The following is a 26,282-nucleotide window of genomic DNA, read 5'->3' as shown; positions in this document are numbered from 1 at the left end:
ACCCTCTGTGGAAGGCCCCCTTGAAGGGATGCCAATCCCCGATCAGCAATCTCTTTGCTTCGTAAGCTGAACGAGGGGCGGACCAAGATACCGCGGCGAAGGCTCACCGGTGAACAACTGAACCTCCTGCAGGACCAGGGACGGGCTGAGCAGCTTGATCTCCACATCGTGCCTGCCCCGCTCCACCTCGAACACCGTATCCATCGGCAGGGCGTAGGAGGCGACCGCCTCGTTCCAAAGCGGCGTGTCCGGCCTAAGGTCGAAGCCACCCACCTTGGGTTGGCCCCCGCCGAGACCTACCGCGTAGCGCAGGCCTTCGGCCCCGTCCGTGTCGAAGGCGGGCAGGAACAGAAGCCTGACGGTCAGCTCGCCGGAGCGCTCAGCCTCGAGGGGCAGGGTGAGGGTGGGCGCGTCCTTGATCGGGATGGCGGTGCCGTGGTCGGGGCTAAGCCCTAGGGCATCGCCGCGCCTGCCTAGGTTCGGCAGGACGGACCACGCTGCCCCGCCGCCGCCCACTCGGCAGGTGATCGCCTCCGCGCTGATCGCGACGGGACGTTCGCCGATGACCAAGCGCCCGGCCGACGACGCCTTGGAAGGTTTACCGCCGCGCTCATTGGGCTTCGCCTGGGTTCGCCCTGCTTCCGTCTGGACACGCACCAGTTCCGGCATAGCCTGCTGCTCCGGCTGCTGCCAGTAGGTGTAGCCGATATGGGTCTGGGACATCATGTGGTCCCATTTGCCGCCCGCGATCTCCTCGTGGTAGGTGTCCGTAAGCTGCTTGTCCCGCTCGAAAGCCTTCTCCGCCGCCTCGGCCCACTTGTTGGCCGAGGCTAGACCGGCTTCGGCGTCGGCACGGTTATGCGCGACCGCGCGATAGAGGTCGTAGAGGTTGCTCATGGCCTGGATGGGGAACCACACGGTCTGATCGTATGCGGCGAGACGCTCCTCGGAAATATCCGTGCGAAGAGTATCGGCCCGCTCCGCAAGCTTGCGGTAGGCGAGGGCGACCTCGTCCCACTCGCCGGATGCGAGGTCGAAGGTCTCAGCGTCCAGAAGCTCGGGCTTCCGCCGCGCGTTGAACTTCACGGACTGCTCCAGCAGTGCGCCTATCTCGGCAGCGTGCTCACCGCCGAACATCCGGCCTGCCCAGCGCTCAGCGTAGCCATCCATCCGCTCACGGCTCATCTCGCTGGGAGCCCAGGCCTGCTCGAGAAAGAAGCTGATGGGCAGCTCCATCGGCTTGAGGTCCCCGACATTGACGATCCACAGCCTGTCCACGCCCCGGTCCCATGCGAGGGACATCTGCTGCCAGGTCCGCTCGATCTGGGTGACGTTGAGCCACTTGTAGTTCCGCGGCCCGCCGACATAGTCGAAATGATAGTACACCCCGTAACCGCCGGGGCGCTCCGCTCCTTCCTCAGGCAGGCGCCTGATGCCGCCCCAGTTGTCGTCCGCGAAGAGGAGGGTCACATCGTCCGGTACCTCCATCCCCTCGTCGTAGTAGTCCTGCACCTCCTTGTAGAGCGCCCAGACCTGGGGGGTCTCGGCGGCGGGCCTGCCGGTCGTCTCGGCGATGATCTTCCGCTGGTCGCGGACGATCCGCTCGAGAAGTGGGATGGCGGTGCCTTCGGTCATGGCCTCGTCGCCGTCACCGCGCATGCCGATCGTCACGAGTGCCTCGCCTTCACCGAGCCGCTCCATGCCGCCGCGCCAGAACTCCTGCAGCTTCTCTGGGTTCTGATCGTAGTTCCACGGACCTTCGCCGTAGCGCGACCACTCCACATGGGCTCTGGTCAGGGGTTCGTGGTGAGACGTCCCCATGACCACCCCCATCCGCTCTGCCAGCGCGCCGCTCGCCGGGTCGTCGTCGTAGAACGCCTTGCCCCACATGGCGGGCCAGACATAGTTGCCCTTGAGGCGCAGGACGAGGTCGAAGACTTTCTCGTAGAACGAGGCGTTCAGCCCGCCGAAAGTGTCCCTGGCCCAGTTGCCGAGCGCCGGCTCCTCATCGTTGAGGAAGATGCCGCGGTAGCGCACTTCCGGCGCATCGGTACGGCTTCCCGCGGCAGCGTAGAGGGTACCCTGACGATGCGGCGGTACGTCGGCCCAGTAGTGCCACGGCGACATGCCCGCCCGCTCGGCAAGGTCGTAGAGGCCGAAGATCGTGCCCCGCTGATCCGCACCGGCGATCACCAGCGCCCGCTCGATACCGGGCAGGGGATCCTCCACCACGGCCTGCATGAAGCCTTCCCAGACCCCCTCCACCTCCGAGGAGTCGAGCTTGCCGCTCTCGATCAGGGAACGGATAGTAGGAGAGCGGTCCAGCGAGCCTGCGATGATGGCGAAGGGCTTGGCCTGTCCGTCCGGAGCGTCGTCCTGCAGGCTTATTTGCGTCAGGTCCTCCGCCAGGTTCGATGCGGCCAGGCGGACACCTTCGTGCTCGGTCTGATCGGTTCGTACGCCAATAACCCAACCCCCCTCGATGAGGGGCATGCCTGCCTCGGGAGGGCTTACGCAGAGGCTCACGGCCTCGCCGCAGCTTTCGGATGGCTGCGCCAGCGCCGAGCCGCCCGCGAGCAGCAGAAGGACAAGGATAAAGCGGCAAATAATACTGAGCATCAAGACCGTCCTCAACAACCGATTGGCCCGTCCCTTCGCAGTCCAGGTAGTCGCGGCCTGTCTTCGCGGTCGGCAGCAATGGACATGCGTGTGACGTAGGGGTTCCATGTTAGCGCTAACCTATACGCGACAAGAGATGGTTGGCAACTAAATGGCTGATGAATGGTCTCACCGTCTTGTCAGAGAACAGCCAACGATCGCACTGCCCCAAAGAGAGACATGAGCTAGCGTGCTCCCTTGGCTGAGCCCCCTCGTCGTTTGAACCCACCTCGCGATCGCTGACCGAGCGGAGCTAGATCTCGACGGAACGACCGGTGGCTGCGGCTCGGTAGATCGCTTCGATCAGACGGCTGTCACGAAGGCCTATCTCGCCCGGCGTCTTGATGGGCGTTCCCTCGCGGACGGCTTCCGCGAAATGGTCAAGCTGCCCGGCGAACTGCACCTGCGGGTCGCCGGGGGTGAGGGTCTCGGACCCCTGTCCGCGGCTCAGCGTCATGGTCTGACCGCCATAGGAGGTGCCCGGCTCCATCACGATCCGGCCCTCGCTGCCGAAGATGTCGAGCCGGTTCAGACCGGCCGCGTCATAGGAGGTCGAAAGCTGCGCCGCCGCTCCGCCCGGAAAGGTGAGCTGAGAGGCGGTGTGCGCAGCGATCTCCTGAAAGCGCGCATCGCCTTCTGGCCGCATCACGCTCGCACTGATCCGCTCGGGCATCTGGCCACTGATGTAGAGCGAGGCCTGAAGGCCGTATAGGCCGTAGTCCTCGAGCGGCCCGCCCCCCGCAAGACGCCTGTTCAGCCGCCAGTTGGTCTGGGGCGTCGCCATGCCGGCCTTGTACTGATGGTTGGTCCTGATGGTACGCAGCTCGCCGATCGCGCCCTCACGCATCAGCTCCATGAGCTTGAGGTTGTAGGGCTCGAAATGGCAGCGATAGGCGATCATCAGCTTGCGGTCCGCTGCCTTCGAGGCAGCAATCATCCGCTCGCACTCGGAAGGCGAGAGGGCCATGGGCTTCTCGCAGAGCACGTGCTTGCCCGCGGCGAAAGCCTTCTCGGTCCACTCCGCATGGAGACCGCTGGGGAGGACGATGTAGACCGCGTCGATCCGGTCGTCCTCGGCGAGCCGGTCGAAGCTGTCATAGCTGTAGATCTGATCGCTCTTCAGTCCGTAGGCGTCAGCCACCCTCGCTGCCTTCTGCCGGTTGCCCGACACGAGACCGGCGATGCGGCAGAGGCGGCTTTCAGCGAAGGCCGGCATCATGCGCGCCAAAGCGTAGCGCCCGAGGCCCACCACCGCGATGCCGATCCTGCCCGATGAGGGGGGTTGTTCCCAGGACCGCGGCAGCTTGACGCCCTGGGGGAAGGGCTGACCGGCCGCCTGAGGCCCGGTGTCCTGCAACATGCTGGCCCCGGATTCTGCGCCCGTGGTCAGGGCGGCGCCCGCAGCCAGGAGCGTACCGCGCCTCGTCCATCTGATGCTCATCTCTGGTCCTCCTCATTCTCCGTCCACCGCCGAAGGGCAGTCCAGTTTTCGGTCAGAAGCAGCTTCAAGGGTTCTTCGATAGACTGCCTGAAGACGGAAGAGCGCGGAAGGTCGCTGCCGAACACGCTTTGAAGATCGAGAAAGGCCGAGAGGAGGTCGTCTGTCCGCCCCCCTCCCTTCTCAGCGGCCGTGCGAAGCTGCTTCGCGATCGGGTCGTCGATGTCGTCCAGACCGGCCGGGCCGCTGCCCGAAGCATAGGCGATCCATGCAGCCACCGCGGTGGCTAGCCTGCGGAACGGCCGCCGCGCGGCGAGGTTGTCGGCGATCGTGCTGAGGAGGCGAGGGGGCAGCTTCTGGCTGCCGTCCATCGCAATCTGAGAGGTGCGGTGCTGAAGAGAGGGGTTGCGGAAGCGCTGGCGTAGCTCAAGAGTGTAGGAGGAGAGGTCGAAACCGGATGGTCCGCGGACGACCGGGGCGATCTCGTCCTCCATCAGACGCTCGACATAGCGCCCGAGATAGGCATCGTTCATCACGTCGTGTACGAAGGGAAGCTCCTTGAGGCAGCCAAGATAGGCAATGGCCGAGTGCGGACCGTTGAGAAGGCGCAGCTTCATCGCCTCAAACCGTTGCACCTCGGAAGAGAACACCGCGCCTGCGCGCTCCCATGCGGGCCTGGGGCCGCAGAACCGGTCCTCGATCACCCATTGGGTGAAAGCTTCGGTGGCGACGAACCCCTCGTCGCGAAGGCCCAGCTTGGCCTTTGCCGTGTCCAGATCATCAGGGGTGGTGGCCGGTACGATCCGGTCCACCATGGTGGAGGGGAAGGCGCCCTCGGCCTCGATCCAGCTGGCGAGCACCGGTTCACATAGCTGCGTGTACTGAATGACCGCCTCGCGCAGCTTTCCGCCGTTGCAAGAGAGGTTGTCGCAGGAAAGAGCGGTGAACGGACGGTATCCGGCCTGCCGTCTCCGCCTCAGGGCCTCGGCGATGTAGCCGATGGGCGTTGTGGGCCGGTGCGGGTGCGCCAAGTCACTGGCGATGTCACCTCGGTCCACCAGAAGCTTGCCGCTCGAAGGGTCGAGGCCGTAGCCTTTCTCCGTGACGGTCAACGTCACCACATGGCAGGTTTCCGCGCTCATCAGGGCTAGCACCCGTTCGGGGCTCTGGGGGGCGAAGAGCGCGGCGATGTTGCTGCCGATCACCCGCAGGCGTTCCTCCCCGTCGCGCACCGCGACCGAGAAGAGCCCGTCCTGGGGAGAGAGCTGGCGGGTGACGCCGTCGCTGCGCAGGCTCACCCCCACCGACCCCCAGTCGCCGCCCTCCTCGAGGACATCGTCCGTATAGACCGCCTGGTGGGCTCGGTGAAAGGCGCCGATACCGAGATGCACCATGCGCGGCTTGAGCAATCGGCGGTCATAGGAAGGAAGCTGCACGCCCTCGCGTGCCTGTCCTATGCTGACGGATGAGAGGCGCAGGGTCATGACAGGAGACCTGGAAGAAGGAGGGTCAAAGCGGGTACATAGGCCGTGAGGAGGAGCGCCGCCAAAAGCGCGAGGTAGAAGGGCCAGATGGTCCTGACCGTGTCCTCGATCCGGATGCGTCCGATGGCCGTGCCGACGAAGAGCACCGCGCCCACGGGCGGGGTGACGAGGCCGATGCCGAGGGCCAGCATCATAACGATGCCGAACTGCACGGGGTCGAAACCTGCTTCCATCAGCACGGGCAGGAAGATCGGTGTGGTGATGACGATCAGCGGCGCCATGTCCATGAAGGTGCCGAGGACCAGAAGCGCCGCGATGACCATCAGTAGGATGACGGCTGGTTCATCCGACAGGGAAGTGATGCCCGCCGCGATCATGGCGGGCGCTTCCAGAATGGCGAGCAGCCAGCCGAACGCCCCCGCCGCGCCGATGATGAACATGATCATCGCCGTCGTCCGGACTGCCCCCGTCACCGCCAGCCCGAACTCACGAAGCCCCAGGCTACGGTAGCCGAAGGCGCCGATCAGCACGGTATAGGCCACCGCGACCGCCGCGCTCTCGGTCGGGGTGAAGATGCCTGCGAGAATGCCGACCACGATGATCACCGCCGTCAGTAGCCCAGGCAGCGCAGCGGCGGCGGCCCTTAGCAGCACGCGCCAGCCGGGGAAGGCGCCCTTCGCATAGCCGCGCCTGCGCGCCACGAGCCACGCGGCAAGGCACAGCATGCCCCCTGCCGTCAGCCCAGGGAGGAGCCCTGCGATGAAGAGTTCGCCGATCGACACGCTCACCCCCGAGGCGGCGGCGTAGATGATCATGTTGTGCGAGGGCGGGATGACCACGCCGAGGATGGCGGCGGTGGAGGTGACGTTCACGGCGTAGTCGCGGCCGTAGCCCTTCTCCTCCATCATCGGGATCATGGCCGATCCCAGGGCGGAGACGCTGGCCACCGCCGATCCCGATATGGCGCCGAACATCATCGAGGCGCCGACATTGACTTGCCCCAGCCCCCCTCGCGTCCCCCCCATCAGCGCGTCGGCGACGCGGATCAGTCGCTCGGCTATCCCTGCACGGTACATCAGCTCCCCTGCGAAGACGAAGAAGGGAATGGCCATCAAGGAGAAGATATTGATGCTGGAGGCGAAACGCTGCGCCGCGATGATCGGCGGGATGTCGAGCAGAAGGAAGGTGAGAAGCGAGGCGCCGAGAAGCGCGAACGCTACCGGCACGCCGAGGATAAGGAGGAGCCCAAGGGCGAGAAAGAGGACGGTCAGGGCCATGACGCCTCGACGTTTCTGCCGACGAAGCGACCAGCCATCTTCTCGGCGGCGAAGAGCGCGATCAGCGCGCCGCTCACCGCCATGGGGATGAAGGCGGAGCCGCGCGGCAGGCCGAGGGTGGGGATCGTGTTAGGCCACAGCCGTCTGACGAGGTCCGCCCCGAGAACGAGAAGCGCGACGCCCAGGCACAGAACCAAAGCGTCAATCAGCAGTAGGAGCGGTTTTCGCGCATCGCTTGGCAATCGGTCCTGACCCGCCGTGATGCGGATATGGAAGCCCTCCCGCACACCGGCTGCGGACGCCAGAAGCACCGACCACAGAAGGAGGTAGAGCGAGAGCTGTTCGGACCAGGACGGCGCGTCCCCGAAGACGTAGCGGCCGATGACCTGCCACAGGATGACGAGGGTCATCGCGCACAGCCCGAACCCGCTCACCCACAGGCAAAGCCGCGACAGCGTCTGGCTGAACCGGCCCACGAACCGAAGTGCGTCATGCAGCCTAGCCAAGAGGCACCGCCGTATCGCCGATCAGCTCGACCAGGGGTATGAGCTTACGGTTGATGAAGCGCTCATAGACGGGCTGGACCTTGGACCTGAACAGCGACTTGTCCGAGATGTCGTTCACCGTGACCCCAGCGCCCAGAACAATCTTTCGGCTCGTCTCGACCCGCGCGTCCCAGATTCGCCGCATCACCGGCACGGACTGGCGGGCGGCTTCCAGGACCGCCGCCCGCTGATCGTCGGTCAGAAGGCGCCAGCGCCTCATCGACATGACCAGCACCTCCGGCGCCATGATGTGCTGGGTCAGCGAGTAGAAGGGCGCCGCCTCGAAATGCCTCGTACTCTCATAGGAGGGCCAGTTGTTCTCCGCCCCGTCGATCACCTTCTGGACGAGTGCCTGGTAGACCTCCGAGAAGCTCATCGGCGTGGCGCTGGCGCCCAGCGCCTTCATGGTCGCGACATAGAGATCGGAGTTCTGCACCCTGATCTTCAGGCCCTGGAGGTCCGAAGGCTCAAGGACGGGGCGGCGCGAGTTGTAGAAGCTCCGCGCACCCGAATCGTAGAAGCAGAGGCCCTTGAGGCCCGCGGGTTCCAGCGCCTCGAGGATGTGCCGCCCCGGCTCCCCATCCATGCACGCCCTCATATGCCGGATGGAGCTGAAGACGAAGGGTAGGGCGGGGACGATGGTCTCCTCGGCGATCGGGTTCAAGGGCGCCGTGTTGACCCTGTTGATGTCGAGACCACCGAAGATGGTCATCTCCAGCGTATCCCGCTCTGGGCCGAGCTGCGCGCCCGGATAGATCTTGATGCGGAGCTCGTCGCCCGTGAGCTTTTCCAACGTCGCGGCGAAGTGGCGGAGCGCCTCGACCGTGGGGTAGTTCGCAGGCTGCGCATCTGCCGCCCAAAGGGGCCGCTCCGTCTCGCCGCACCCTGCCAGCCCGGCGAGGCTCAGGCCTGCCACGGCGGAGCGCCGCGTGAAGCTGCTAGCCACCGCTCAGAGCCTGTAGGCGGCTTTGGCGAGACCGTAGGCGAGGTCTCGCGCCACGTCATGGGCCTCTGCCTCCCCCAGCCGGTGCTCGGCGACGAGCTGCGCCAGCCAGCCGCAGTCCATCCGCCTCGCCACGTCGTGCCGGGCGGGGATGGAGAGGAATGCCCTCGTATCGTCGTTGAACCCGGCGGTGTTGTAGAAACCGGCGGTCTCTGTCGTCCGCTCACGGAACCTTCGCATGCCTTCGGGGCTGTCGTGGAACCACCAGGGCGGCCCGAGGAGGAGGGCGGGGTAGTGCCCGGCCAGGGGCGCCAGCTCGCGGGCATAGGTGTCCTCGTCGAGGGTGAAGAGGATGATGTTGAGATCAGGCTCGTTCCCGACTTCGGCCAGAAGCGGCGCCAGTGCCGAGACATAATCCGTCTGCAAAGGGATGTCGCCGCCCTTGTCGGGGCCGAAGCGGGAGGCGACCGCCGGGTTGTGGCTTCGCGCGACGCCCGGATGGATCTGCATGGTCATGCCGTCCGCAAGGCTCATCCGCGCCATCTCGGTCAGCATCTGGGCACGGAAGAGCTCGGCGTCCGCCTTCGACGACCCGCCCTTCGAGACGCGGCCGAACAGCGCCTCAGCGTCCGCCTCGGGCAGGTTCGCCGTCCGCGTGGTGGGGTGCCCGTGATCGGTGGCGGTCGCGCTTCCGACCTCGCGGAAGTAAGCACGCCTGACCCTGTGCGCTTCGAGATATCCCTGCCAGCTCAGCGTGTCCTGCCCTGTCAGCTCGCCGAAGCGGCGGAGGTTTGCCGCGAAGCACGAATTGTCCGGGTCGATCACATCGTCGGGGCGGTAAGTGGTGATGACCCGCCCCTTCCAGCCGCTCTCCCCAAGCGCGCGGTGATGGACGAGCTCGTCGAGCGCCCCTTCCGTCGTGGCCAGCACCTCGATGCCGAAGCGCTCATAGAGGCTCCGCGGCAGGAAGGCGGGCCGGCGCAGCGCGTCGTCCACCAGCGCGTAGACCCCGTCGGCGTTGGCCTCCTCCAGCACCTCCTCGCAGCCGAAGACCTCGCCCAGCACCCAGTCGAGCCACATGCGCGACGGCGTGCCGCGAAAGAGGTGGTAGTGCTTCGCAAACAGACGAAAGATGGCCCCCCCGTCCTCCTCATGCGGACCACCGTCTAGGGGCGGGATGCCCATATCCTCGAGCCTCACGCCCTGGCTGTAGAGCATCCGCAGCACATAGTGGTCGGGGGTGATCAGCAGCCGCGCCGGATCGGGGAAGGGCTCGTTCAGCGCGAACCAGGCCGGGTCCGTGTGCCCGTGCGGCGAGACGATCGGCAGGTCCCGCACCCCTTCATGGAGCCCGCGCGCGATGCGGCGCGTCCGCTCCTCGGCCGGGAACAGCCGGTCGGGGTGAAGGGTCAGCTTCAAAGGGTCACTCCTCCTGTCCGCGCTGCAGGTGCTCTCTTGACGGCCTGTCTTCGGGCGGCGAACCTCGCCAGTAAGTGAGCGCTAACATGCTTTGTCAAGGAGAGCACGCCGCATGGAGGAGGGGACCGCCAAGGAGCGCAGGATCACCGGTGCACGGGTGGTGGCCTGCTCGCCCGGACGCAACTTCGTCACCCTCGTCATCGAGACGGCGGGCGGGGTCACGGGGATCGGTGACGCCACCTTGAACGGGCGCGAGCTGGCGGTCGCGAGCTATCTTCAGGACCATGTCTGCCCAGCCCTCATCGGGTGCGACGCAGGCATGATCGAGGACATCTGGCAGTATCTCTACCGCGGTGCCTACTGGCGCAGGGGGCCTGTCACCATGTCGGCGATCGCCGGTGTGGACACTGCCCTTTGGGACATCAAGGCCAAGATGGCGAACATGCCGCTCTACCAGCTTCTCGGTGGGCGAAGCCGCGACCGGGTGCTGGTCTATGGCCACGCCAACGGGCGCGACCTCGAGCACACCATCGAGGAGATGCAGCGCTACCGCGAGATGGGCTACCGGGCCATCAGGCTTCAATCGGGGGTGCCCGGACTTCAGACCGCCTACGGCGTCTCAAAGGACAGCCTGTTCTACGAGCCCGCGAGCGATGCCCTGCCGGAGGAGCAGGTCTGGGATACGGCCCGCTACCTGGCGTTCGCGCCAAAGCTGTTCGAGCGTGCCCGCGAGGCGGCGGGGCCGGACATCCACCTCCTCCACGACGTCCACCACCGCCTGACCCCCCAGGAGGCGGCGCGGCTCGGCAAGGCGCTCGAACCCTACAGCCTCTTCTGGATGGAGGACCCGACGCCTGCGGAGAATCAGGAGGCCTTCCGCCTCATCCGTCAGCACACCACCACGCCCCTGGCCGTGGGCGAGGTCTTCAACACCATCCACGACTGCCGCGAGCTGATCCAGAACCAGCTCATCGACTATATCAGGACCACGGTGGTCCATGCGGGCGGCGTCACCCATCTCAGGCGGATCGCCGATCTCGCCTCCCTCTATCAGGTGAGGACGGGCAGCCACGGCGCCACCGATCTGTCGCCCGTCTGCATGGGCACAGCGCTCCACTTCGACACCTGGGTGCCGAATTTCGGCATTCAGGAGTATATGCGCCACACGGAGGAGACGGACGCCGTCTTCCCCCACGACTACCGCTTCGAAGAGGGCGCGCTCTTCTGCGGTGAGAGCCCCGGCCACGGCGTGTCCTTAGACGAGAAGCTGGCGGCGAAGTACCCCTACGATCCCAAGCAGCTACCCGTTGCGAGGCTCACGGACGGCACGCTTTGGAACTGGTGAGACCGTCACCGGCGAGGCCGGTCGTCTGCTTCGGGGAGGCGATGATCGAGCTGTCGTCCCTGTCCGAGAGCCAAGCGCGGCTCGGTGTCGCGGGGGACAGCTTCAACACCGCCGTCGGTCTCGCGCGGCGGCGCCTTCCGGTCAGCTATCTGACGGCGCTCGGTACGGATCACTTCTCGGAAGTGATCGCCCGGCGGATGGAGGAGGAGCGGATCTCTTCGGGCCTTGTGCTGCGTGCGGAGGGTTCGAAACCCGGCCTCTACGCGATCAGTCTGGACGAGAACCGCGAGCGTTCGTTCACCTACTGGCGGTCGGACAGCGCCGCGCGGCAACTCTTCCGTATGCCTGGTATCGAAGATTGCCTGGCGCTCGCAACCGAGGCTTCGGTCCTCTACCTGACAGGCATCACCCTCGCCCTCTTCACGGAAGCCGAACGCAGCAAGGTCCTCTGGCTCATACGGGAGGTGGGCACGCGAGGCGGCATGGTGGTGTTCGATCCGAACTACCGGCCGTCGCTCTGGTCGTCCCCTGACGAAGCGATCAAGGCCTTTACGCTAGCTGCACCACACGCGCATACCGTGCTTCCCACCTTCGACGATGAAGCCCTTCTGTTCGGTGATCAGTCCCCTGCGGATACCGCGAAGCGCTGGTCCGAACTCGGCGCGGGCTTCGTGGTGGTCAAATGCGGCGCGAGCCCCGCGCTGTTGAGCGATGGCGATAGGGTGCCCCCTGAGGAGACCATCGACCCCGTCGACACCTCCGGCGCGGGCGATGCCTTCAACGCAGGCTATATCACAGGCGTCCTCGAAGGAAAGCAGCCGGCGGAAGCCGTCTCGGACGGCCACCGCGCGGCGGCAGCGGCACTCAGATGCGAAGGCGCGATCCCGCCTATCGAAAAGCGAGACTGACCTATGAAGAGCAACCTCAAAACGGCGCTTTCCTGCCTTGCGATCGTCGCCTTGACGGGCGGCGGGGCATCGGCGGAACTGACCATCGACCACCCGTGGATGGACGGTGCGGTGATCCAGCGGGGGCAGTCCGTCGTACTCAGCGGAAGGACGGACAGCGCTTCGGCCCGGCTGCGCTTCGGGGGCAACGTCTACGAAGCTGCCGTCGACGCTGGCCGCTGGACGGTGGAGCTTCCCCCCCTCACGGCGCGGGCCGGAGACGGCCTGACGATCGAGGCAGGCGGCGAAGAGCTGCGCCTCGAAGACGTAGCGGTGGGCGATGTGATGTTCTGCTCGGGCCAGTCGAACATGGCCTGGCCGGTCTCACGCTCCACCGGTAGGCCTGACGCCGAGCTCTCCACCAGCGCCGACATCCGTCTTCTGAACGTCCCCCTGCGCCACCACGCTGCCGAGCAGGCGGAGCTGCCCACCGGAACCAGATGGCAGCGAGCATCGCCGGAAGCGGTCGAAGCGTTCTCGGCGGTATGCTGGTACACGGCGGAAAGGGTGATGGCGGACGGCGTGCCCCTGGGTCTCGTCCAGGCGGCGTGGGGCGGGTCCCAGATCGAAGCCTGGGTGCCGCGCGATTTGCTCGCGGAACTGGGCGGCTACGAGACCGAGATCGGCCTCATCGAAACCTACCGCGACAACGAGGCGGCGGCGCAGCGGGCCTTCGGCGCGCAGTGGGAGGCCGCCTGGGAAGAGAACGGCGCCCGTCCCTGGGCGGATGGCGACTTCGCCGAGAGGGCCGTTCCGGAAGGGGAGATGCGGGACTGGAAGACTTACGGTGATCCCGACGCCGACCGTCACCTCGGCCACGTCTGGTTCACCAAGACCGTGGTCCTCTCGAAGGCCGAGGCCGAGGAGGCCGAAACCATCGGCATCGGTCTCGTCGACGACATCGATGCGACCTGGGTGAACGGCATGTTCCTGGGCTCGACCTTCAGTTGGAGCGACCAGCGCCGCTACGAGCTGCCGGACGGTCTCCTGACCGAGGGGGAGAACGTCGTCACGGTCAACGTGCTGAACGGCTACGGCCAGGGCGGGCTCCTCGGTCCGAGTAAGGACATGACCATCGAACTCGCCGGGGGTGAGGCTGTCCCTATCGCCGACGGCTGGTCCTACGAGATCGTCCCTGCCGCGCCTTCCGCCGTACCGCAGCCGCCATGGAGCTCTGTCACCGGCTTCTCCACCATCCACAACGCGATGGTGGCGCCGCTGGGAACGCTGAAGGCTTCGAAGGCGATCTGGTATCAGGGCGAGTCGAACACGGATCATCCGGAGACCTATCAGGGCCTGATGAGCGCACTGGTGTCGTCATGGAAGGCACGGTTCGGCCCCGACCTGCAGACGGTCATCGTGCAGCTTCCCGGTTTCGGGCAAACCCTGAGCGAGCCATCCGAGTCCGGCTGGGCAGCGGTCCGCGAGGCGCAGCGCAAGGCGGCTTTGGCAGACGAGAACACCGCGCTGGCCGTGACGATCGACGCAGGAGACGCGACCGACATCCATCCGCCGAACAAGGTGGTCGTGGCGGACAGGGTGTCGGCGGCCTTCGAGGCGATGCGTACAGGCAGTAGCGGCGGCGACGGGCACGGACCGACCACCCCTGCTACGCGGACGCGCGACGATGTCGTCGTGCACCTTCCGGCGGGCAGCTACGAGGTGAAGAGCGGCCCATCGCCCATGGCGCTGGAGCTCTGCAACGAGGGGGGGCGCTGCCGGTGGGCGGATGGAAAGCTTGAAGGAAGCACACTGATCCTGAAGGCCGGGAACAGGCAAAGCGCCTCTAAGGTCCGGTACTGCTGGTCCGACGCCCCCCTATGCAACCTCTACCGGGCCGACGGCATTCCCGTATCGCCGTTTCAGGTCGATATAGCGAAGCAGCGGTAGCGGCTAGCCCTCCTGACAGTTGCGAAATAACTGAAGCGTACACAGAGGAAACGGTGTGAGAACGATAGCTATCTTGCTGCTCATGGTCGCTATATCGGGGTGCGCAGCCCAAGACGCCTTGAAGGCTGAACCGCTGACCGCGGAGCGGCAGTTCCGGTCGGTAGGCTCCATCGAGCGCCTGGACCCCGCGGCGGACGCGATCATTCCCGATGGGGCGGTCGTCGAGAAGCTCACGGACGACCTCTTCGGCTGGTCGGAGGGTCCTGTCCACATGCCCGAGCGAGGCGAAGTCCTGTTCACGGACGTACCGGGCAACACGCTCTACGGCTGGTCCGAAGAAGAAGGCCTGCGGATCGTTCTAAAACCTTCAGGACTGGCCGGCCCCGTCCCCAAGGCGTTCCGGGAGCCGGGGGCCAACGGCCTGGTGGCCGATGGGCAGGATGCGGTCCTCATGGGCGACCACGGCAACCGGGCCATAGCGCGGCTCGATCTGACCACGATGAAGAAAACGTTCCTAGCGCAGACTTTCGAGGGTAGGCGGTTCTCCAGCCCCAACGACCTCGTTCGCGCAAAGAACGGCCGGGTCTACTTCACCGACCCGCCTTACGGCCTCAAGGGCGGCGACGCTTCGCCGTTGAAAGAGATGGAAGCAAACGGCGTCTATCTTCTGCGCACCGATGACAGCGTGGAGCGTATCGAGGCAGGTCTCACCCGACCCAACGGCGTGGCGCTCTCCCCCGACGAACGGGTCCTCTACGTGTCCCAGTCCGATCCTGACGCTGCCCATCTCTACGCCTACGATCTTGGTACTGACGGGAGACCATCAGGAAGGCGCCTCCTTCTCGACCTGACCGAGATGGTGAGGGCGGGCGAGCCCGGCCTGCCCGACGGGCTCGCCGTGACGAGGGACGGCCATCTGTTTCTGGCGGGGCCGGGCGGAATCCATCTTCTCAGCCCCGAGGGCAAGCGCCTCGCCCTGGTCCGAACGGGAACGGCAGCGGCCAATGTCGCCCTGACCGAGGACGAGGACATGATCTACATCACCTCAGGCCCCTTCCTGGCCCGCATGGCGCTCAAGCCACGCTAGGCGGAAGGGCATTTGTGTCGTTGGCAATGATGGAGGCCTAAGCGCTGCTGCTTCCTCCCCCTCAGCCTGCCGGCAGCTCCCCCTCGGGGAGGGGGAGCGAAGAAGAGAGCAGGCGTTGGTTCTGTGTTCCTCCCCTACGCGAGTGGGGGAGGTGCCCGGAGGGCGGAGGGGGCTACCTGCATTTGCAAAGGGTACAAATGCCAAAGCAAAGCCATGCGCGTTCCCAACCGGCGTCTCGCCGAACCCCTCCAACCCATCCCCTCGACGCTCCGGTCCGGAACCGGACCTTCTACGCCTTCTCCGCGAACATCCAGGCGTAGCCGCTAGGGCAGGTGGCGGTGAAGGCCCGGTCGCCCCAGGGCATGTCCTGGGGCTCGCCGTCTACCTTGACACCCGCGCCGCGCACCTTCTCGAATTGAGCGTCCAAATCCTCGACATAGATGTAGAATGTGACCGGCATCCGCTCGATCCCCAAACTGGAGGGCGCTTTCTCGCCGCGCTGTTCCGTCCCGGCCATGAAGATGACGGCGTCCTTGTGCCCCCACTCGGTGTGGGCGAGCTTCCCCTCGCCGTCCTTCTCCGAGGAACGCAGCTCGAACCCGAACGCCTCCTCATAGGTCTTCGCGCAGGCCTCGAGGTCGGCGCAGACGATATAGTTGCTCGCCCACTGGGCGCCTTGCGGTTTACCGGTCATGCTTCAGAGTCCCCGTTTGGTTTCCGCGCACCATATAGAGCGGGTGTTCGACCAAGACCCATCACAGCTACCGGCGCCGCTGCCCGAGCGCTTCACCCGCTGGTTCGAGGCCAAGGGCTGGGAGCCGCGCGAGCATCAGCTTGCCGTGCTCGATCGCTCGCTGGCGGGTGAGAGCGTCCTCCTCATCGCGCCCACCGGCGGAGGCAAGACCCTTGCCGGGTTCCTGCCGAGCCTGGTGGAACTCTCCGCAGCACCGAAGAACGAGCGCTCGCTGCACACCCTCTATATCTCTCCCCTCAAGGCGCTCGCCGTGGACATCGAGCGCAATCTCTCCGCACCCATTGCCGAGATGGACCTGCCCGTGGTGGTCGAGAGCCGGACGGGGGACACCAAATCCTCCGTGCGCCAACGGCAGCGAACGGCGCCCCCCGATATCCTCCTGACGACGCCGGAGCAGCTTTCCCTGCTGCTGGCGCATCCGTCGGCTTCGGACCTCTTCGCGGGACTGCGCTGCGTGGTGCTGGACGAGCTTCACGCGCTGAGAAAGTCCAAGCGCGGCGATCTTCTCTCCCTCGACCTTGCGAGGCTGTGGACCCTGGCCCCGGCGCTCCGCACCGTCGGCCTGTCGGCTACGGTAGACGACCCCGAGCCCCTGCAGCGCTACCTCGTAGCGCAGGACGGCACTGACGAGGCGCTGGCGAAGCTCGTCATCGGCAAGTCGAACGTCAAGCCTGCCGTCCGTGTGCTGACGCCGGACGACAACATCCCCTGGTCAGGCCACTCGGCGAGGCACAGCTTCGAGGCGATCTACGAGCTGATCCGTCAGCACACGACGACGCTCATCTTCACCAACACCCGCTCCCAGGCCGAGGTCTGCTTCCAGGAGCTGTGGCGCATGAACGAGGACGCGCTTCCCATCGGCCTCCACCACGGCAGCCTGGAAAGGGAGCAGCGAGAGCGTGTGGAGGCCGCGATGTCCACCGGCGACCTCAAGGCGGTGGTCTGCACCGCGACCCTGGACATGGGCATCGACTGGGGCGCGGTGGACCTCTGCATCTGCCTCGGCGCTCCTAAGGGCGCGGCGCGGTTGGTGCAGAGGATCGGCCGCTCGAACCACCGCATGGACGAGCCTTCCGAAGCCGTCCTCGTTCCCGCCAACCGCTTCGAGGTGCTCGAATGCGTCGCCGCCAAGCGCGCCGTCGATGCCGGCCTGATGGACGGTGAGCCGTATAAGGAGGGTGCCCTCGACGTCCTCTGCCAGCACATCTGGGGCATGGCGTGCGCGGAGCCGTTCTTCCCCGACCGTCTCTATGAAGAGATCATCTCCGCCGCCCCCTACCGCGAGCTTCCCCGCGAAACCTTTGATGAGGCTTTGGATTTCGTTGCGACCGGCGGCTACGCCATGCGCGCCTATGACCGCTTCAAGCGGATCGTGCGCCAGCCTGACGGGAAGATGCGCATCAAGGACGCCCGCACCGCGCAGCTCTACCGCCTCAACGCAGGCACCATCGTCGACATGCCATCGTACAATGTCCGCCTGGGGAGGATGACTCGTTCGGACGGCAGACCCGGCGTGCCGAGGGGAGGGCGCAAGCTCGGCACCATCGAGGAGTGGTTCCTCAGCCACCTCACCCCCGGCGACACTTTCCTCTTCGCAGGCGAGGTGCTTCGCCTGGAAGGCACCAAGGACATGGACGTCTTCGTTAGCCGTTCGTCATCGGACGATGTCAAGATACCCTCCTGGCAGGGATCGAAGTTTCCCCTCTCCAGCTTCCTTGCCTCTTCGGTGCGCGAGATGGTGGCCGATCCCAAAACCTGGCGCGGCATGCCCGGCCCGGTGCAGGAGTGGCTAGGATGGCAGGAGAAGAAGTCCTACCTGCCCAAACCCGACGAACTCCTGATCGAGACCTTCGCCCGCGGCGGCAAGTTCTACCTCGTCTGCTACCCGTTCGACGGGCGTATTGCGCACCAGTCCCTCGGCACGCTGATCACGCGCCGCCTTGAGCGCTGGGGCATGCAGCCCTTGGGCTTCTGCCCTACCGAGTACGCGCTCTCCGTCTGGATGCGGAAGGACCCCCGCGGTCTCGACATGGACCAGCTCTTCGAGGAGGACCTCCTCGGTGAGGACCTCGACCTCTGGCTCGCCGATGCGCAGCTCATGAAGCGCACCTTCCGCTACTGCGCGATGATCGCCGGGATGATCGAGCGCAACCATCCGGGCCAGGAGAAGTCGGGGCGGCAGGTCAGCTTCTCCGCAGGCCTCATCTACGACGTGCTGCGCGAGCACCAGCCGGACCACATCCTCATGAAGGCAGCCTGGAACGACGCGGCGGCGGGGTTCCTCGACATCGGCCGCCTCTCCAGCCTCCTCAGCCGGGTCAGCGGCAACCTCGTCCACCGCCGCCTCGCCCGCGTCTCCCCCATGGCGGTGCCGGTGATGATGGAGGCAGGCCGCGAGACCATCGCCGGTCAGGCCAACGAGGCGATCCTGGAGGAGCTGGAGCGCGAGCTTCTGGAGGAGATGTCGCTCTAGAGCATCGGACCGCGAAGTGGAAACTGGTTCGCGGTGGAAAGATGCTTCGAAACAGGAACCTAGAGCATCGGACTGATTCTATGAAGCAGTCCGATGCTCTAGGCCGGTGTTGTGCTTTTGCCACCACACTCCCGCTCAAGCACGCATGATGGAACTTCCGTAACGCCCGCGCCTTCTTGAAGCATCAGCAGGGCTGGCCCATCCCTTGCAGCAGGGGGGTCACCAACCCTTGGGAGGGCACCGATGCGTATTTTTTCGATGATTTTGGGCGCGGCCCTTCTGGCGGCCTGCGCCACCAGCGTGCCTCCCGTACCGGAGACCGGCGCCTACACGCTCCGCTACATGGAGCTGGAGGGCGACTACTTCCTCAAGGTGGAGAAGGTGGGCGTGAACCAGGCCGTGGTGGTCTATGACGCAACCAATCCTGGCCGCCGCGAGTGGCGCCGCGGCGACTGGGAGGGCTATGCCGACCGCCTCTTCCCCGCCGACGAGATCAGCTTCGCCGCCCTGCGGGAGCTGCGCGGCTCGAACCTCGTGCCCCGCGGCCTCGTCTCGCCGACCCCCCAGGTGATCCCGCCCTGCGAGACCACCCGCAACCCTGAATACGCCAAGGTGCAGCAGCGCCTCATCCGTCGGGCCAAGCGCCGCCAGCCCCTTGGCGAGATCGCCATGAAGACCACCTGCGAGCTCCACGCCGGTCTCTCGCCCAGCCAGTATGACGGCGTGCATGCGCGGCCCAACCCCTACCGCTTCCCGGTGCGCTACGAGACCATCGTGGACCTCGACCGTAACAACCGCCCCGAAGAGCGCGCGGTGCGTCTCTACAATGTGAAGAAGGCCGAGGTGCTGGAGTTCATCCACACGGAGAGCAGCCTGCCGGGCCGGGTGCGCAACCAGGCAGGGCAGGCGCTGGACCGCCTTTAGGTTGAAATCAGGGCGCATTCCCACGGGCGCGTAAGCGATCCGTGGGACCCATCACCTTGAGCAGCAACCGGACGGAGCGTAGGAGTTGGGTCCCACGGACAAGCCGTGGGAAGGCGCAGGATCGACCTCAGTCAGCCGTCGCCGTCTTCCAGTGCTCTCGCTCGGTGCAGCGCCCGAAATACGCCTTCACCTCGTCCGGCGCGCCATCGAAGATGCCCGCGAACTTGGCCAATAGCAGCATGTAGACCACCGAGATGTCCGCCGCGGAGAAGCCGCTCGGCAGAAGGTAGTCATGGGCGCGCAGGGGTCCGGCAAGAACTTCGTAGGCGTTCTCCGCTTCCCTTTTGCCCCAGGCGGCCATGGCCGGGATGCGGTGCTCCTCGGGCAGCATCTTGTTGTGGGCGAGGGCGAGGGTGACATACATGCCCATCCCCGCCTCGCCGAAATGAAGCCATTGCAGGAACGGGCCGTAGAGCTTGTCGCCCGGCTTCGGCGCCAGCTTCTCCGCCCCCGGCTTGGTCAGGAGGTACTCCTGGATGGCGGTGCTTTCGAACAGGATCAGCTCGCCGTCCTTGAGGGCCGGGATCTTCCCCGCCGGGTTCACCGCGCGGTACTCCGGGGTCGCCAGGAAGGCCTTGTTGTTCTCGACCCGCTCGATCTCATGGCTGAGGCCCTGCTCCAGACACTGCCAGCGCACGCGGACCGAACGGGCGAAGGGAGAGTGGTAGATGGTCAGTGTCATGGATTGTTCCTTCGCTTTAGTGCGTCTGCAAGTTGAACCTTACCGCGGTTTGAGGAAATACCCCCGCTTTTGCCACCGAATGCCGCAGTCTGAGCCCTCGTCAGGTGGGCGGGAGCTTCTACATTCCGAATGTCGATAAACCGACCAGGAGGAAGTCCTATGAAGTTCCGTTTCGCTCTGCTTGCCGCTGCCGCCTCTCTCGCCGCCGCTCCGGCTGCGTCCGTAGCCGCCGACCACCACGGCAAGAAGAAGATGGCCAAGGCCGAAGAGACTATCGTCGGCGTCGCCGCCGGCAACGATCAGTTCTCGACGCTGGTGACCGCGGTCAAGACCGCTGAGCTCGTCGACACGTTGAACAGCGAAGGTCCGTTCACGGTCTTCGCGCCGGTCAACGACGCTTTCGCAGCCCTGCCCGAGGGCGCGGTCGATGCGCTTCTCGAAGAGGACAACCGCCAGGCCCTCACCATGGTGCTGACCTACCACGTGGTTTCCGGCAAGGTGGCCGCCAAGGATCTCACCAAGATGATCCGCGACGGCGGCGGCGAAGCCAAGGTCACGACGGTCGAGGGCTCCGAGCTCACGGCTCGCGTGGAGAACGGCGACGTCATCCTGACCGATGTCGCGGGCAACGAGATCAAGGTGGTGAAGACGGACGTTCCGGCTACGAACGGCGTGATCCACGCGATCGACGGCGTCCTGCTTCCTGCGACGTCTCCGTCTGAGTCGTAAGCCGTCGCGGCTACCTCTCCCGCCCGCGGGAGAGGTCGAAATCTTCGATTTCGGGTGAGGGGATCGGCAAAGCCGTAGCGCGGCGCTTCCCGCCAGTCTTTATGCTTCGAAGCCCTTACCCACGGTCCCTCTCCCCTGAACGGGAGAGGGAAGCGCTAGAACCAAGCCCTGCGCTCTCAGTAAAACTTATCGGCCCTCCGTCCCCGTCGCTTCGGCGGCCAGGGTCTTGAGGTTCTCGGCGATCCGTTCGAGGCGCTTCTTCTCGGTCTCGAGGCCCGGATAGGTCCGTGTCAGGACGTTGGGGCTCGTGACGGCGACCACCACCTCGCCTTCGGCGTTCTCATAGACCGCCGCGCGCAGGGGGAGTTCGGCCGCGAGGATCGGCTCGGCCTGCATCAGGGCGGTGCCGATGGCGGGGGAGCCGAAGACGACCACCGTGGCCGGGCGCATCTGAAGATCGGCCTCGGCGGCGCCCGCCTGGTGGTCGATGCTGGCGAAGACCGTCAGATCCCGCTCGTCGATGGCGCGGTAGAGGGCGGCGAGGGTCTCCTCGAAGGACAGCGTGCTCTTCTTGGTGGTGAAGCGGGGTTCGGACAGGACATCGCGCTGCGTTTCGGCGCGGGGAGGCTGGTTCTCGCCTTCGGTGCCGTCCGCGCCGCAGGCTGCGACCAGAACCGGCAAAGTCACCAGTGCGGCGATCGTTCTCAACATCTTGTCCCTCCCATGGCCCATATGGGCCATCTCCCGCGGATCTTCGTCAGGCAGCGCGCCTTTGTTACGCGTTCCTTTGGTCCCCTCCGCTCTTATCTTCAAGAGTTTTCCGGGGTACTTCGCGAAGTTGCGGGTTCTGCGGCGCCTCGCAGGTGACATCCTTGATCCCGGCAACGAGCAGAAGCTGCTCGCGGCGCTTCATGGCTTCGAGATAGCCGCGCTCCTCAATCTCCTCCCAACGGTCGAAGGCAGCAGGGGAGATGTCGTCGAGCTCGGGGGTGAGCCGGAGGTCGGCCACGTCGATCTGCGCGCGGGCGGCGGCGAGGTGCGCCTGGACAATATCCATGGTGGCCCCGGCCGTCTCGAACAGCTGCGGTTTGGCCAGGACGCGCGCGCGGGCCATGCTGATCTCCCGTTCCAGATAGCTCTGGGTGTCGCGGATGAAGCGCTGCACGGGTACAGGGATGAAGGAGTGCTCATCGGTGGCGGCCGGCTCGGCCACCGGGACGACGGCGGTGGTCTTAGGCCTCACGAAGCGCTTCAGGGTCACCGCCGAGGCGTTGAGGTCCACCGCGATCACCCGGTCCGCGCCGAGCGCCCTGGCGAGGCTCACCGGTACTGGGTTCGACGCGGCGCCGTCGATCATCCACCGCTCGGCCCCCTCGAACATGACCGGCGCCGCCTGGAAGACGAGGGGGATGGCGCTCGACGCCCTCGCCGCGTTCAGCACCGACCCCTTGGTCAGCCAGACCTCCGACCCAGTGGCGAGGTCCGTCGCCACCGCGCCCCAGGGGGCGTCGAGCTCGGTGATGTCCTTGTCGGCGTAGCGGAACACATCGAAGGCGCGGGCCGGGTCGACGAAGCCGCCCGCACCGATGGAGATGGCGAACTGGCCGAGCGCTCCGACCGGGTTCAGCTCCCGCGCCCAGCGCAGGAACTCCTCCCAGATACCGAGGCGTCTCGCCGCCGAGACGAGCGCGCCGACCGAGCAGCCCGCTTCGATCTCGACGTTAATACCTAGCTCGTCCAGCGCCCGCAGGACCCCCACATGCGCCCAGCCCCTCGCGGCGCCCGAGCCCCAGGCCATGCCGATCTTGGGAAGGTTTTCATCCATAGCCCCTCCAGACCCTAGCGATAAGAAATTCGCAAGGTCCGTTAACGTTAGGGTAACGCTACCTTGCGAACCAGCTTAGGTCGAAAAGTCCGGCTTGCGCTTGGGCGGTCAGAAGGCTGCCGTGTGGGTGCGCAGGGACAGGATGGTGAGGGCAGCATGGCAGAAGCCGCAAAGAAGAAGTTCATGGGTCTCGGTGGGCGTGGCCGTAAATCGGCCGAGACCTCCGCCGAGGAGAAGAAGACCACCGGCAAGGCGGCGCTCTCCAAGGCGATCGCCTTTGCCGACGTGCCTGCCGAGGAGTCCGACAGCACCGAGGCGGATTTCGACCGCATCCTTCTCGACGTGATGAAGAAGGAGAGCGAGCCCTCCAAGCTCACCGACGACGACGCGGAAGGGGCCGCCGCCCTGGCCCTGCGCCTGGCCGAGCGGGTCGCTAAGAAGCGCTCCGAGATGGAAGGGGAAGCCGAACCAGCCCCCGAAGCCGCTGCTCCCGCCCCCGCGCCGGAGCCCGCAAACCAGCCCACCCCCGCCGAGGAGCTCCACGCCCGCCTCAAGGCCCAGATCGAAGCGGCCAAGAAGATGGCCGCCGGCGCTGCCGAGGTGGAGGACGACGGCGCCGAGCCCATCGGCCTCAAGCGTCTCTCCAAGGCCCGTGACGAGGTCTCCGCGCCCCCTGCGCCTATCTTCGCACCGAAGCCCGCCGCGAAAGAGATCAAGAAGCAGCCCGCCGCCGCTGCTCAGGTGCCGCTGGCGCGCAAGGACCGCCCACCCCTCAAGCAGATCGACCTGAGCGAGGATGAAGAGGTCGTGCTGGAGCCTCTCCCCGAAGCCTCCGCCGAGAAGCCGGTGCTGCAGCCGCTTCCCGAGGACGAGTTCGAGGATGAGGACGAGCTGCGGTCCTTCGACGAGGTCGAAGAGAAGCCCTCGGGTGCCAAGGACGACTTCCTCGCCATGCTGCGCGCCATGGATGCGGCCGATGAGGAGACCACCGACACCCCCCAGGGCGGCGACGGCGGTGACGGCGGCACGCTGACGACCGGCCTCAAGGCCGACGCACCCCTGCCCGAAGCACCCAAGGAGCCCAAACTCCGCAGGCTTGCCGAGGTGGTGACGCCGCTCGCCATCTGGACGAGCCTGGCGCTGATGGTCGGCGCCCTCGGCTACGGCGCCTATCAGGGCGGCGTGGACCTTCTGGTTGCCAGCCTCTTCGGCGCGGGCATCCTCATCTTCGTCACCGTCCTGACGATCGCCAGCGTGGTGCAGGCCTACTCGCCTGTCCTCCTGACGAGCTTCCTCTTCAAGCGGGTGAGCCGCAACCGCTCCGACGCCCTAGCGCTCGCGGGCAACGAGATCCTGCAGTCGCTGGGGCTGGCGGAAGGCATCATCGACGCAGACAACGATGCGCGGCTCGTGACCACGCGCGACGGCGTCGTGGTCTATGCGAACGACAGCTACATGGAGATCGCCCAGGAGGCGGGCGTGCGCGGCGCGACGGGCCTTCCGCCCAGGATCGACCGCCTGTTCGGCCAGTCCGGCACCGAGAGCTCCAAGATGTTCCGCCTCGCCAAGGCCTGCCGCTCCGGTGTTCCGGCCTCGGAGGTTCTGACCCAGACCATGGGCAGGCTCAGCCACCGGGGCAAGGGCGATCTGCCCGTGCGCCGCTTCTCCGTCGATGCACGGCCCATGCGCCCCTCCGCAGACGGACAGCTCTACACGGCCTGGCGCCTGCAGGAGCAGGAGGTGGACCGCAAGCAGGACCAGCTCAAGGAGGCCTATCACCGCTTCCCGCGCCCGGTCATGGCGCTCGAGCGCTCGGGTGCTGCCGCCTGGTTCAACCTCGCCGCCGCCGAGCTCTTCGGCACCAAGCCCGGCCAGCCGCTGACCTTGGGCGACGTCGTCCTCGGCGAGAGCGCGCCGGTCATGCGCCACCTCTGGGAGACCGAAGGAGAAGAGTACGAGGTCCGTATCCGTCAGCGCGGCGGCTCGCTTTCGGGCGGCAAGGACGTGGTCCTTACGCCCTTCACGCGCGGCGGCACTGGCGAAGGCTTCGTCTGTGTGGAGATCGCCGACAAGTCCGCCGTCAAGGGCGACCCCGTGGGCATGCAGGCGGGCGCCGACCTCACCGATGCGCCCTTCGGCGTGGCGGTCCTCGAGGGCGATCCGTCGGCGGACGGCAAGATCACCTACGCCAACACGCTGTTCACGGCCTATTTCCCGCAAGGCGGCGACGGTGCCAAGCTCTCCTCCATCTTCACCTCCCACGCCATCTCCGAGCTGATGGCGGCGCTGAAGACCCGTGCCCAGGGCAAGCCGCTGACCAAGCCCATCGAGGTGCGCGTCGGCGAGGGCGCCCAGGCGCACACCTTCCGCCTCTTCGCGCGTCCCGTCCGCAGGCGGAGGGGCGCCTACGGCCCCCGCCAGACCGTGCTCTACGCCGTGGACATCACCTATCAGCGCCGCATGGAGGAGGAGAGCGTCCAGGGCCAGAAGCTGCAGCAGATCGGCCAGATCGCAGGCTCCGTCGCCCATGACTTCAACAACCTCCTGCTGGTCGTGAAGGGGTCCACGGAGCTTCTGATGAGGAACCACCCGGTGGGCGACCCCTCCTACCGCGACCTCGCCATGATCTACGAGACCTCGCAGCGGGCCCAGGACCTGACGCGGAACCTCCTCGCCTTCTCGCGCAAGCAAACCCTGACACCGGAGATCTGCTCGATCACCGAGCTTCTCAACGACTTCACCCCGGCGCTCAAACGCTGCGTCACCGAGAAAGTGCAGCTCTCCGTCGTGCACGGAAGGAACCTGCCCGAGGTCAAATGCGACAAGGGCCAGGTCGACCTCGCCATCATGAACCTCGCGGTCAACGCCCGCGACGCCATGGCGGGCAAGGGCGGCGGCTCGCTGGTCATCGAGACCAAGCACGTTCCCGCCGAGAAGATCGCCGATTACGGCTATGAGGTGCTCGAAGAGGTTGATCACGTTCTCATCGAGGTCGCCGACACCGGCGGCGGCGTACCCGCCGAGCACACGGAGGATATCTTCGAGCCCTTCTTCACCACCAAGGGCGAGGGCCAGGGCACCGGGCTAGGCCTTTCCACCGTGGCCGGAGCGATCGGCCAGATGGGCGGGCGCATCTTCCTCTTCAACAGGCTCGGTGAGGGCGCGACCTTCCGCATCTTCCTGCCCGCCGTCACCGCCGAGGAGGCGAGGCTCGCCGCCGAGCGCCGCCGGGAGACCAAACGCGTCGAGGAGGCCCAGGACCCCACCGGCAAGGGCCGCATCCTGGTCGTCGAGGACGAGGACGGCGTCCGCTCCATCGTCACCCGCGCGCTGCAGATGTGCGGCTACGAGATCCACGAGGCCACCGACGGCGAGGAGGCGCTCGAGATGATCGAGGAGGATGCCGAGCGCTTCGACCTCATCCTCACCGACATCATGATGCCGGAGATGGACGGCCCGACCCTCATCCAGGAGGCGGGCGAGAAGCTGCGCGGCGCCAAGGTGGTGTTCATGTCCGGCTACGCCGAGACCGCCATGCGCGACAAGCTCAACGAGATCGAAGGCGCGAAGTACCTGCAGAAGCCCTTCACCCTGACGAGCGTCGCGGCGGTCGTGAAGGAGGCCCTGACGCGCTGACGGTAGGGGGGCCGCCGACGCCCCGGCCCTGGCCGCCCCCTCAGCCTGCCGGCAGCTCCCCCACGGAGTGGGGGAGCGAAGGAGATAGCTACCGCCGGTCACAGCTTCCCTCCCCCTTGCAGGGGGAGGTGCCCGAAGGGCGGAGGGGGCAGCAGCGCCAGCAACT

The 26,282-nt window shown here is 66.3% G+C and carries 19 protein-coding genes; 8 read left to right on the top strand and 11 right to left on the bottom strand.

Translation table 11 applies throughout. The features are described from left to right. Nucleotides 1-42: 42 nt before the first annotated feature. The 7 genes from NOG11_RS11930 to uxaC all read right to left on the bottom strand — a co-directional run bounded on the left by NOG11_RS11930 (nt 43) and on the right by uxaC (nt 9,764). Nucleotides 43-2,619 carry a glycosyl hydrolase 115 family protein gene (locus NOG11_RS11930; RefSeq protein WP_256619994.1) on the bottom strand — a complete coding sequence of 859 codons (2,577 nt, stop codon included), beginning with the start codon at nt 2,617-2,619 and terminating at the stop codon, nt 43-45. A gap of 292 nt (nt 2,620-2,911) precedes the next feature. Further along, nucleotides 2,912-4,099, bottom strand: coding sequence for a Gfo/Idh/MocA family protein (locus tag NOG11_RS11925; RefSeq protein ID WP_256619993.1), 1,188 nt, complete (start codon nt 4,097-4,099; stop codon nt 2,912-2,914). Then, a complete protein-coding gene (locus tag NOG11_RS11920) occupies nt 4,096-5,580 on the bottom strand; it encodes a mannitol dehydrogenase family protein (RefSeq protein ID WP_256619992.1) in 1,485 nt (494 codons plus the stop codon). Before NOG11_RS11920 ends, NOG11_RS11925 begins: the two co-directional genes overlap by 4 nt. Then, nucleotides 5,577-6,857: a TRAP transporter large permease gene (locus NOG11_RS11915; RefSeq protein ID WP_256619991.1), complete on the bottom strand. Its 1,281-nt coding sequence runs from the start codon at nt 6,855-6,857 to the stop codon at nt 5,577-5,579. The genes NOG11_RS11920 and NOG11_RS11915 overlap by 4 nt, the downstream gene beginning before the upstream one ends. Beyond that, a complete protein-coding gene (locus tag NOG11_RS11910) occupies nt 6,848-7,267 on the bottom strand; it encodes a TRAP transporter small permease (protein ID WP_256619990.1) in 420 nt (139 codons plus the stop codon). The genes NOG11_RS11915 and NOG11_RS11910 overlap by 10 nt, the downstream gene beginning before the upstream one ends. A gap of 88 nt (nt 7,268-7,355) precedes the next feature. Further along, the gene (locus NOG11_RS11905) at nt 7,356-8,348 is read right to left on the bottom strand and encodes a TRAP transporter substrate-binding protein (RefSeq protein ID WP_256619989.1); all 993 of its coding nucleotides are present in this window, start codon (nt 8,346-8,348) and stop codon (nt 7,356-7,358) included. 3 nt (nt 8,349-8,351) lie between these two features. Beyond that, a complete protein-coding gene (gene uxaC, locus NOG11_RS11900) occupies nt 8,352-9,764 on the bottom strand; it encodes a glucuronate isomerase (protein ID WP_256619988.1) in 1,413 nt (470 codons plus the stop codon). A gap of 112 nt (nt 9,765-9,876) precedes the next feature. Between uxaC and manD the strand changes: the two genes are divergently transcribed. From manD to NOG11_RS11880, 4 genes are all read left to right on the top strand, one after another. Beyond that, nucleotides 9,877-11,109: a D-mannonate dehydratase ManD gene (gene manD / locus NOG11_RS11895; RefSeq protein WP_256619987.1), complete on the top strand. Its 1,233-nt coding sequence runs from the start codon at nt 9,877-9,879 to the stop codon at nt 11,107-11,109. Further along, nucleotides 11,106-12,017, top strand: a complete 912-nt coding sequence (locus tag NOG11_RS11890) for a sugar kinase (protein WP_256619986.1) — start codon at nt 11,106-11,108, stop codon at nt 12,015-12,017. Before manD ends, NOG11_RS11890 begins: the two co-directional genes overlap by 4 nt. Nucleotides 12,018-12,020: 3 nt before the next feature. Beyond that, nucleotides 12,021-13,946 (top strand): beta galactosidase jelly roll domain-containing protein, encoded by a 1,926-nt coding sequence (locus NOG11_RS11885; protein ID WP_256619985.1) that lies wholly within the window; start codon nt 12,021-12,023, stop codon nt 13,944-13,946. 118 nt (nt 13,947-14,064) lie between these two features. After that, nucleotides 14,065-15,033, top strand: coding sequence for an SMP-30/gluconolactonase/LRE family protein (locus NOG11_RS11880; RefSeq protein WP_256619984.1), 969 nt, complete (start codon nt 14,065-14,067; stop codon nt 15,031-15,033). A gap of 289 nt (nt 15,034-15,322) precedes the next feature. On the opposite strand, the gene NOG11_RS11875 is transcribed toward NOG11_RS11880, so the two are convergent. Next, nucleotides 15,323-15,727, bottom strand: a complete 405-nt coding sequence (locus tag NOG11_RS11875) for a VOC family protein (RefSeq protein WP_256619983.1) — start codon at nt 15,725-15,727, stop codon at nt 15,323-15,325. Nucleotides 15,728-15,770: 43 nt separating this feature from the next. Between NOG11_RS11875 and NOG11_RS11870 the strand changes: the two genes are divergently transcribed. Together NOG11_RS11870 and NOG11_RS11865 are read left to right on the top strand one after the other, a co-directional pair. Then, entirely contained in the window at nt 15,771-18,260 is a 2,490-nt protein-coding gene (locus NOG11_RS11870) for a ligase-associated DNA damage response DEXH box helicase (RefSeq protein WP_256619982.1), read from the top strand. Nucleotides 18,261-18,503: 243 nt separating this feature from the next. Beyond that, complete coding sequence (locus NOG11_RS11865; protein ID WP_256619981.1) at nt 18,504-19,184, top strand: hypothetical protein; 681 nt, start codon at nt 18,504-18,506, stop codon at nt 19,182-19,184. 127 nt (nt 19,185-19,311) lie between these two features. Here NOG11_RS11865 and NOG11_RS11860 read toward each other — a convergent pair whose 3' ends face one another. Next, a complete protein-coding gene (locus NOG11_RS11860) occupies nt 19,312-19,926 on the bottom strand; it encodes a glutathione S-transferase family protein (RefSeq protein ID WP_256619980.1) in 615 nt (204 codons plus the stop codon). A 159-nt stretch (nt 19,927-20,085) separates the two neighbouring features. Between NOG11_RS11860 and NOG11_RS11855 the strand changes: the two genes are divergently transcribed. Then, nucleotides 20,086-20,655, top strand: coding sequence for a fasciclin domain-containing protein (locus NOG11_RS11855; protein WP_256619979.1), 570 nt, complete (start codon nt 20,086-20,088; stop codon nt 20,653-20,655). Between the two features lie 186 nt (nt 20,656-20,841). Here NOG11_RS11855 and NOG11_RS11850 read toward each other — a convergent pair whose 3' ends face one another. Together NOG11_RS11850 and NOG11_RS15035 are read right to left on the bottom strand one after the other, a co-directional pair. Then, a complete protein-coding gene (locus NOG11_RS11850; RefSeq protein ID WP_256619978.1) occupies nt 20,842-21,366 on the bottom strand; it encodes a DUF302 domain-containing protein in 525 nt (174 codons plus the stop codon). Between the two features lie 64 nt (nt 21,367-21,430). Beyond that, nucleotides 21,431-22,480: a patatin-like phospholipase family protein gene (locus NOG11_RS15035; RefSeq protein ID WP_305889069.1), complete on the bottom strand. Its 1,050-nt coding sequence runs from the start codon at nt 22,478-22,480 to the stop codon at nt 21,431-21,433. A 156-nt stretch (nt 22,481-22,636) separates the two neighbouring features. On the opposite strand from NOG11_RS15035, the gene NOG11_RS11840 reads away from it, so the two are divergent. Then, entirely contained in the window at nt 22,637-26,116 is a 3,480-nt protein-coding gene (locus NOG11_RS11840) for a response regulator (RefSeq protein ID WP_256619977.1), read from the top strand. Nucleotides 26,117-26,282: the final 166 nt, after the last annotated feature.

The sequence above is a fragment of the Parvularcula maris genome, from assembly GCF_024505085.1.
Lineage (GTDB): Bacteria > Pseudomonadota > Alphaproteobacteria > Caulobacterales > Parvularculaceae > Parvularcula > Parvularcula maris.
This window is presented reverse-complemented; position numbering and strand designations above follow the sequence as displayed.

Bases quoted from the DNA above. Each gene is read 5' to 3' on its own strand.
- NOG11_RS11930 (WP_256619994.1), bottom strand. From the start codon at position 2,619: ATGCTCAGTATTATTTGCCGCTTTATCCTTGTCCTTCTGCTGCTCGCG.
- NOG11_RS11925 (WP_256619993.1), bottom strand. From the start codon at position 4,099: ATGAGCATCAGATGGACGAGGCGCGGTACGCTCCTGGCTGCGGGCGCC.
- NOG11_RS11920 (WP_256619992.1), bottom strand. From the start codon at position 5,580: ATGACCCTGCGCCTCTCATCCGTCAGCATAGGACAGGCACGCGAGGGC.
- NOG11_RS11915 (WP_256619991.1), bottom strand. From the start codon at position 6,857: ATGGCCCTGACCGTCCTCTTTCTCGCCCTTGGGCTCCTCCTTATCCTC.
- NOG11_RS11910 (WP_256619990.1), bottom strand. From the start codon at position 7,267: ATGACCCTCGTCATCCTGTGGCAGGTCATCGGCCGCTACGTCTTCGGG.
- manD (WP_256619987.1), top strand. From the start codon at position 9,877: ATGGAGGAGGGGACCGCCAAGGAGCGCAGGATCACCGGTGCACGGGTG.
- NOG11_RS11885 (WP_256619985.1), top strand. From the start codon at position 12,021: ATGAAGAGCAACCTCAAAACGGCGCTTTCCTGCCTTGCGATCGTCGCC.
- NOG11_RS11875 (WP_256619983.1), bottom strand. From the start codon at position 15,727: ATGACCGGTAAACCGCAAGGCGCCCAGTGGGCGAGCAACTATATCGTC.
- NOG11_RS11865 (WP_256619981.1), top strand. From the start codon at position 18,504: ATGCGTATTTTTTCGATGATTTTGGGCGCGGCCCTTCTGGCGGCCTGC.
- NOG11_RS11860 (WP_256619980.1), bottom strand. From the start codon at position 19,926: ATGACACTGACCATCTACCACTCTCCCTTCGCCCGTTCGGTCCGCGTG.
- NOG11_RS11855 (WP_256619979.1), top strand. From the start codon at position 20,086: ATGAAGTTCCGTTTCGCTCTGCTTGCCGCTGCCGCCTCTCTCGCCGCC.
- NOG11_RS11850 (WP_256619978.1), bottom strand. From the start codon at position 21,366: ATGTTGAGAACGATCGCCGCACTGGTGACTTTGCCGGTTCTGGTCGCA.
- NOG11_RS15035 (WP_305889069.1), bottom strand. From the start codon at position 22,480: ATGGATGAAAACCTTCCCAAGATCGGCATGGCCTGGGGCTCGGGCGCC.
- NOG11_RS11840 (WP_256619977.1), top strand. From the start codon at position 22,637: ATGGCAGAAGCCGCAAAGAAGAAGTTCATGGGTCTCGGTGGGCGTGGC.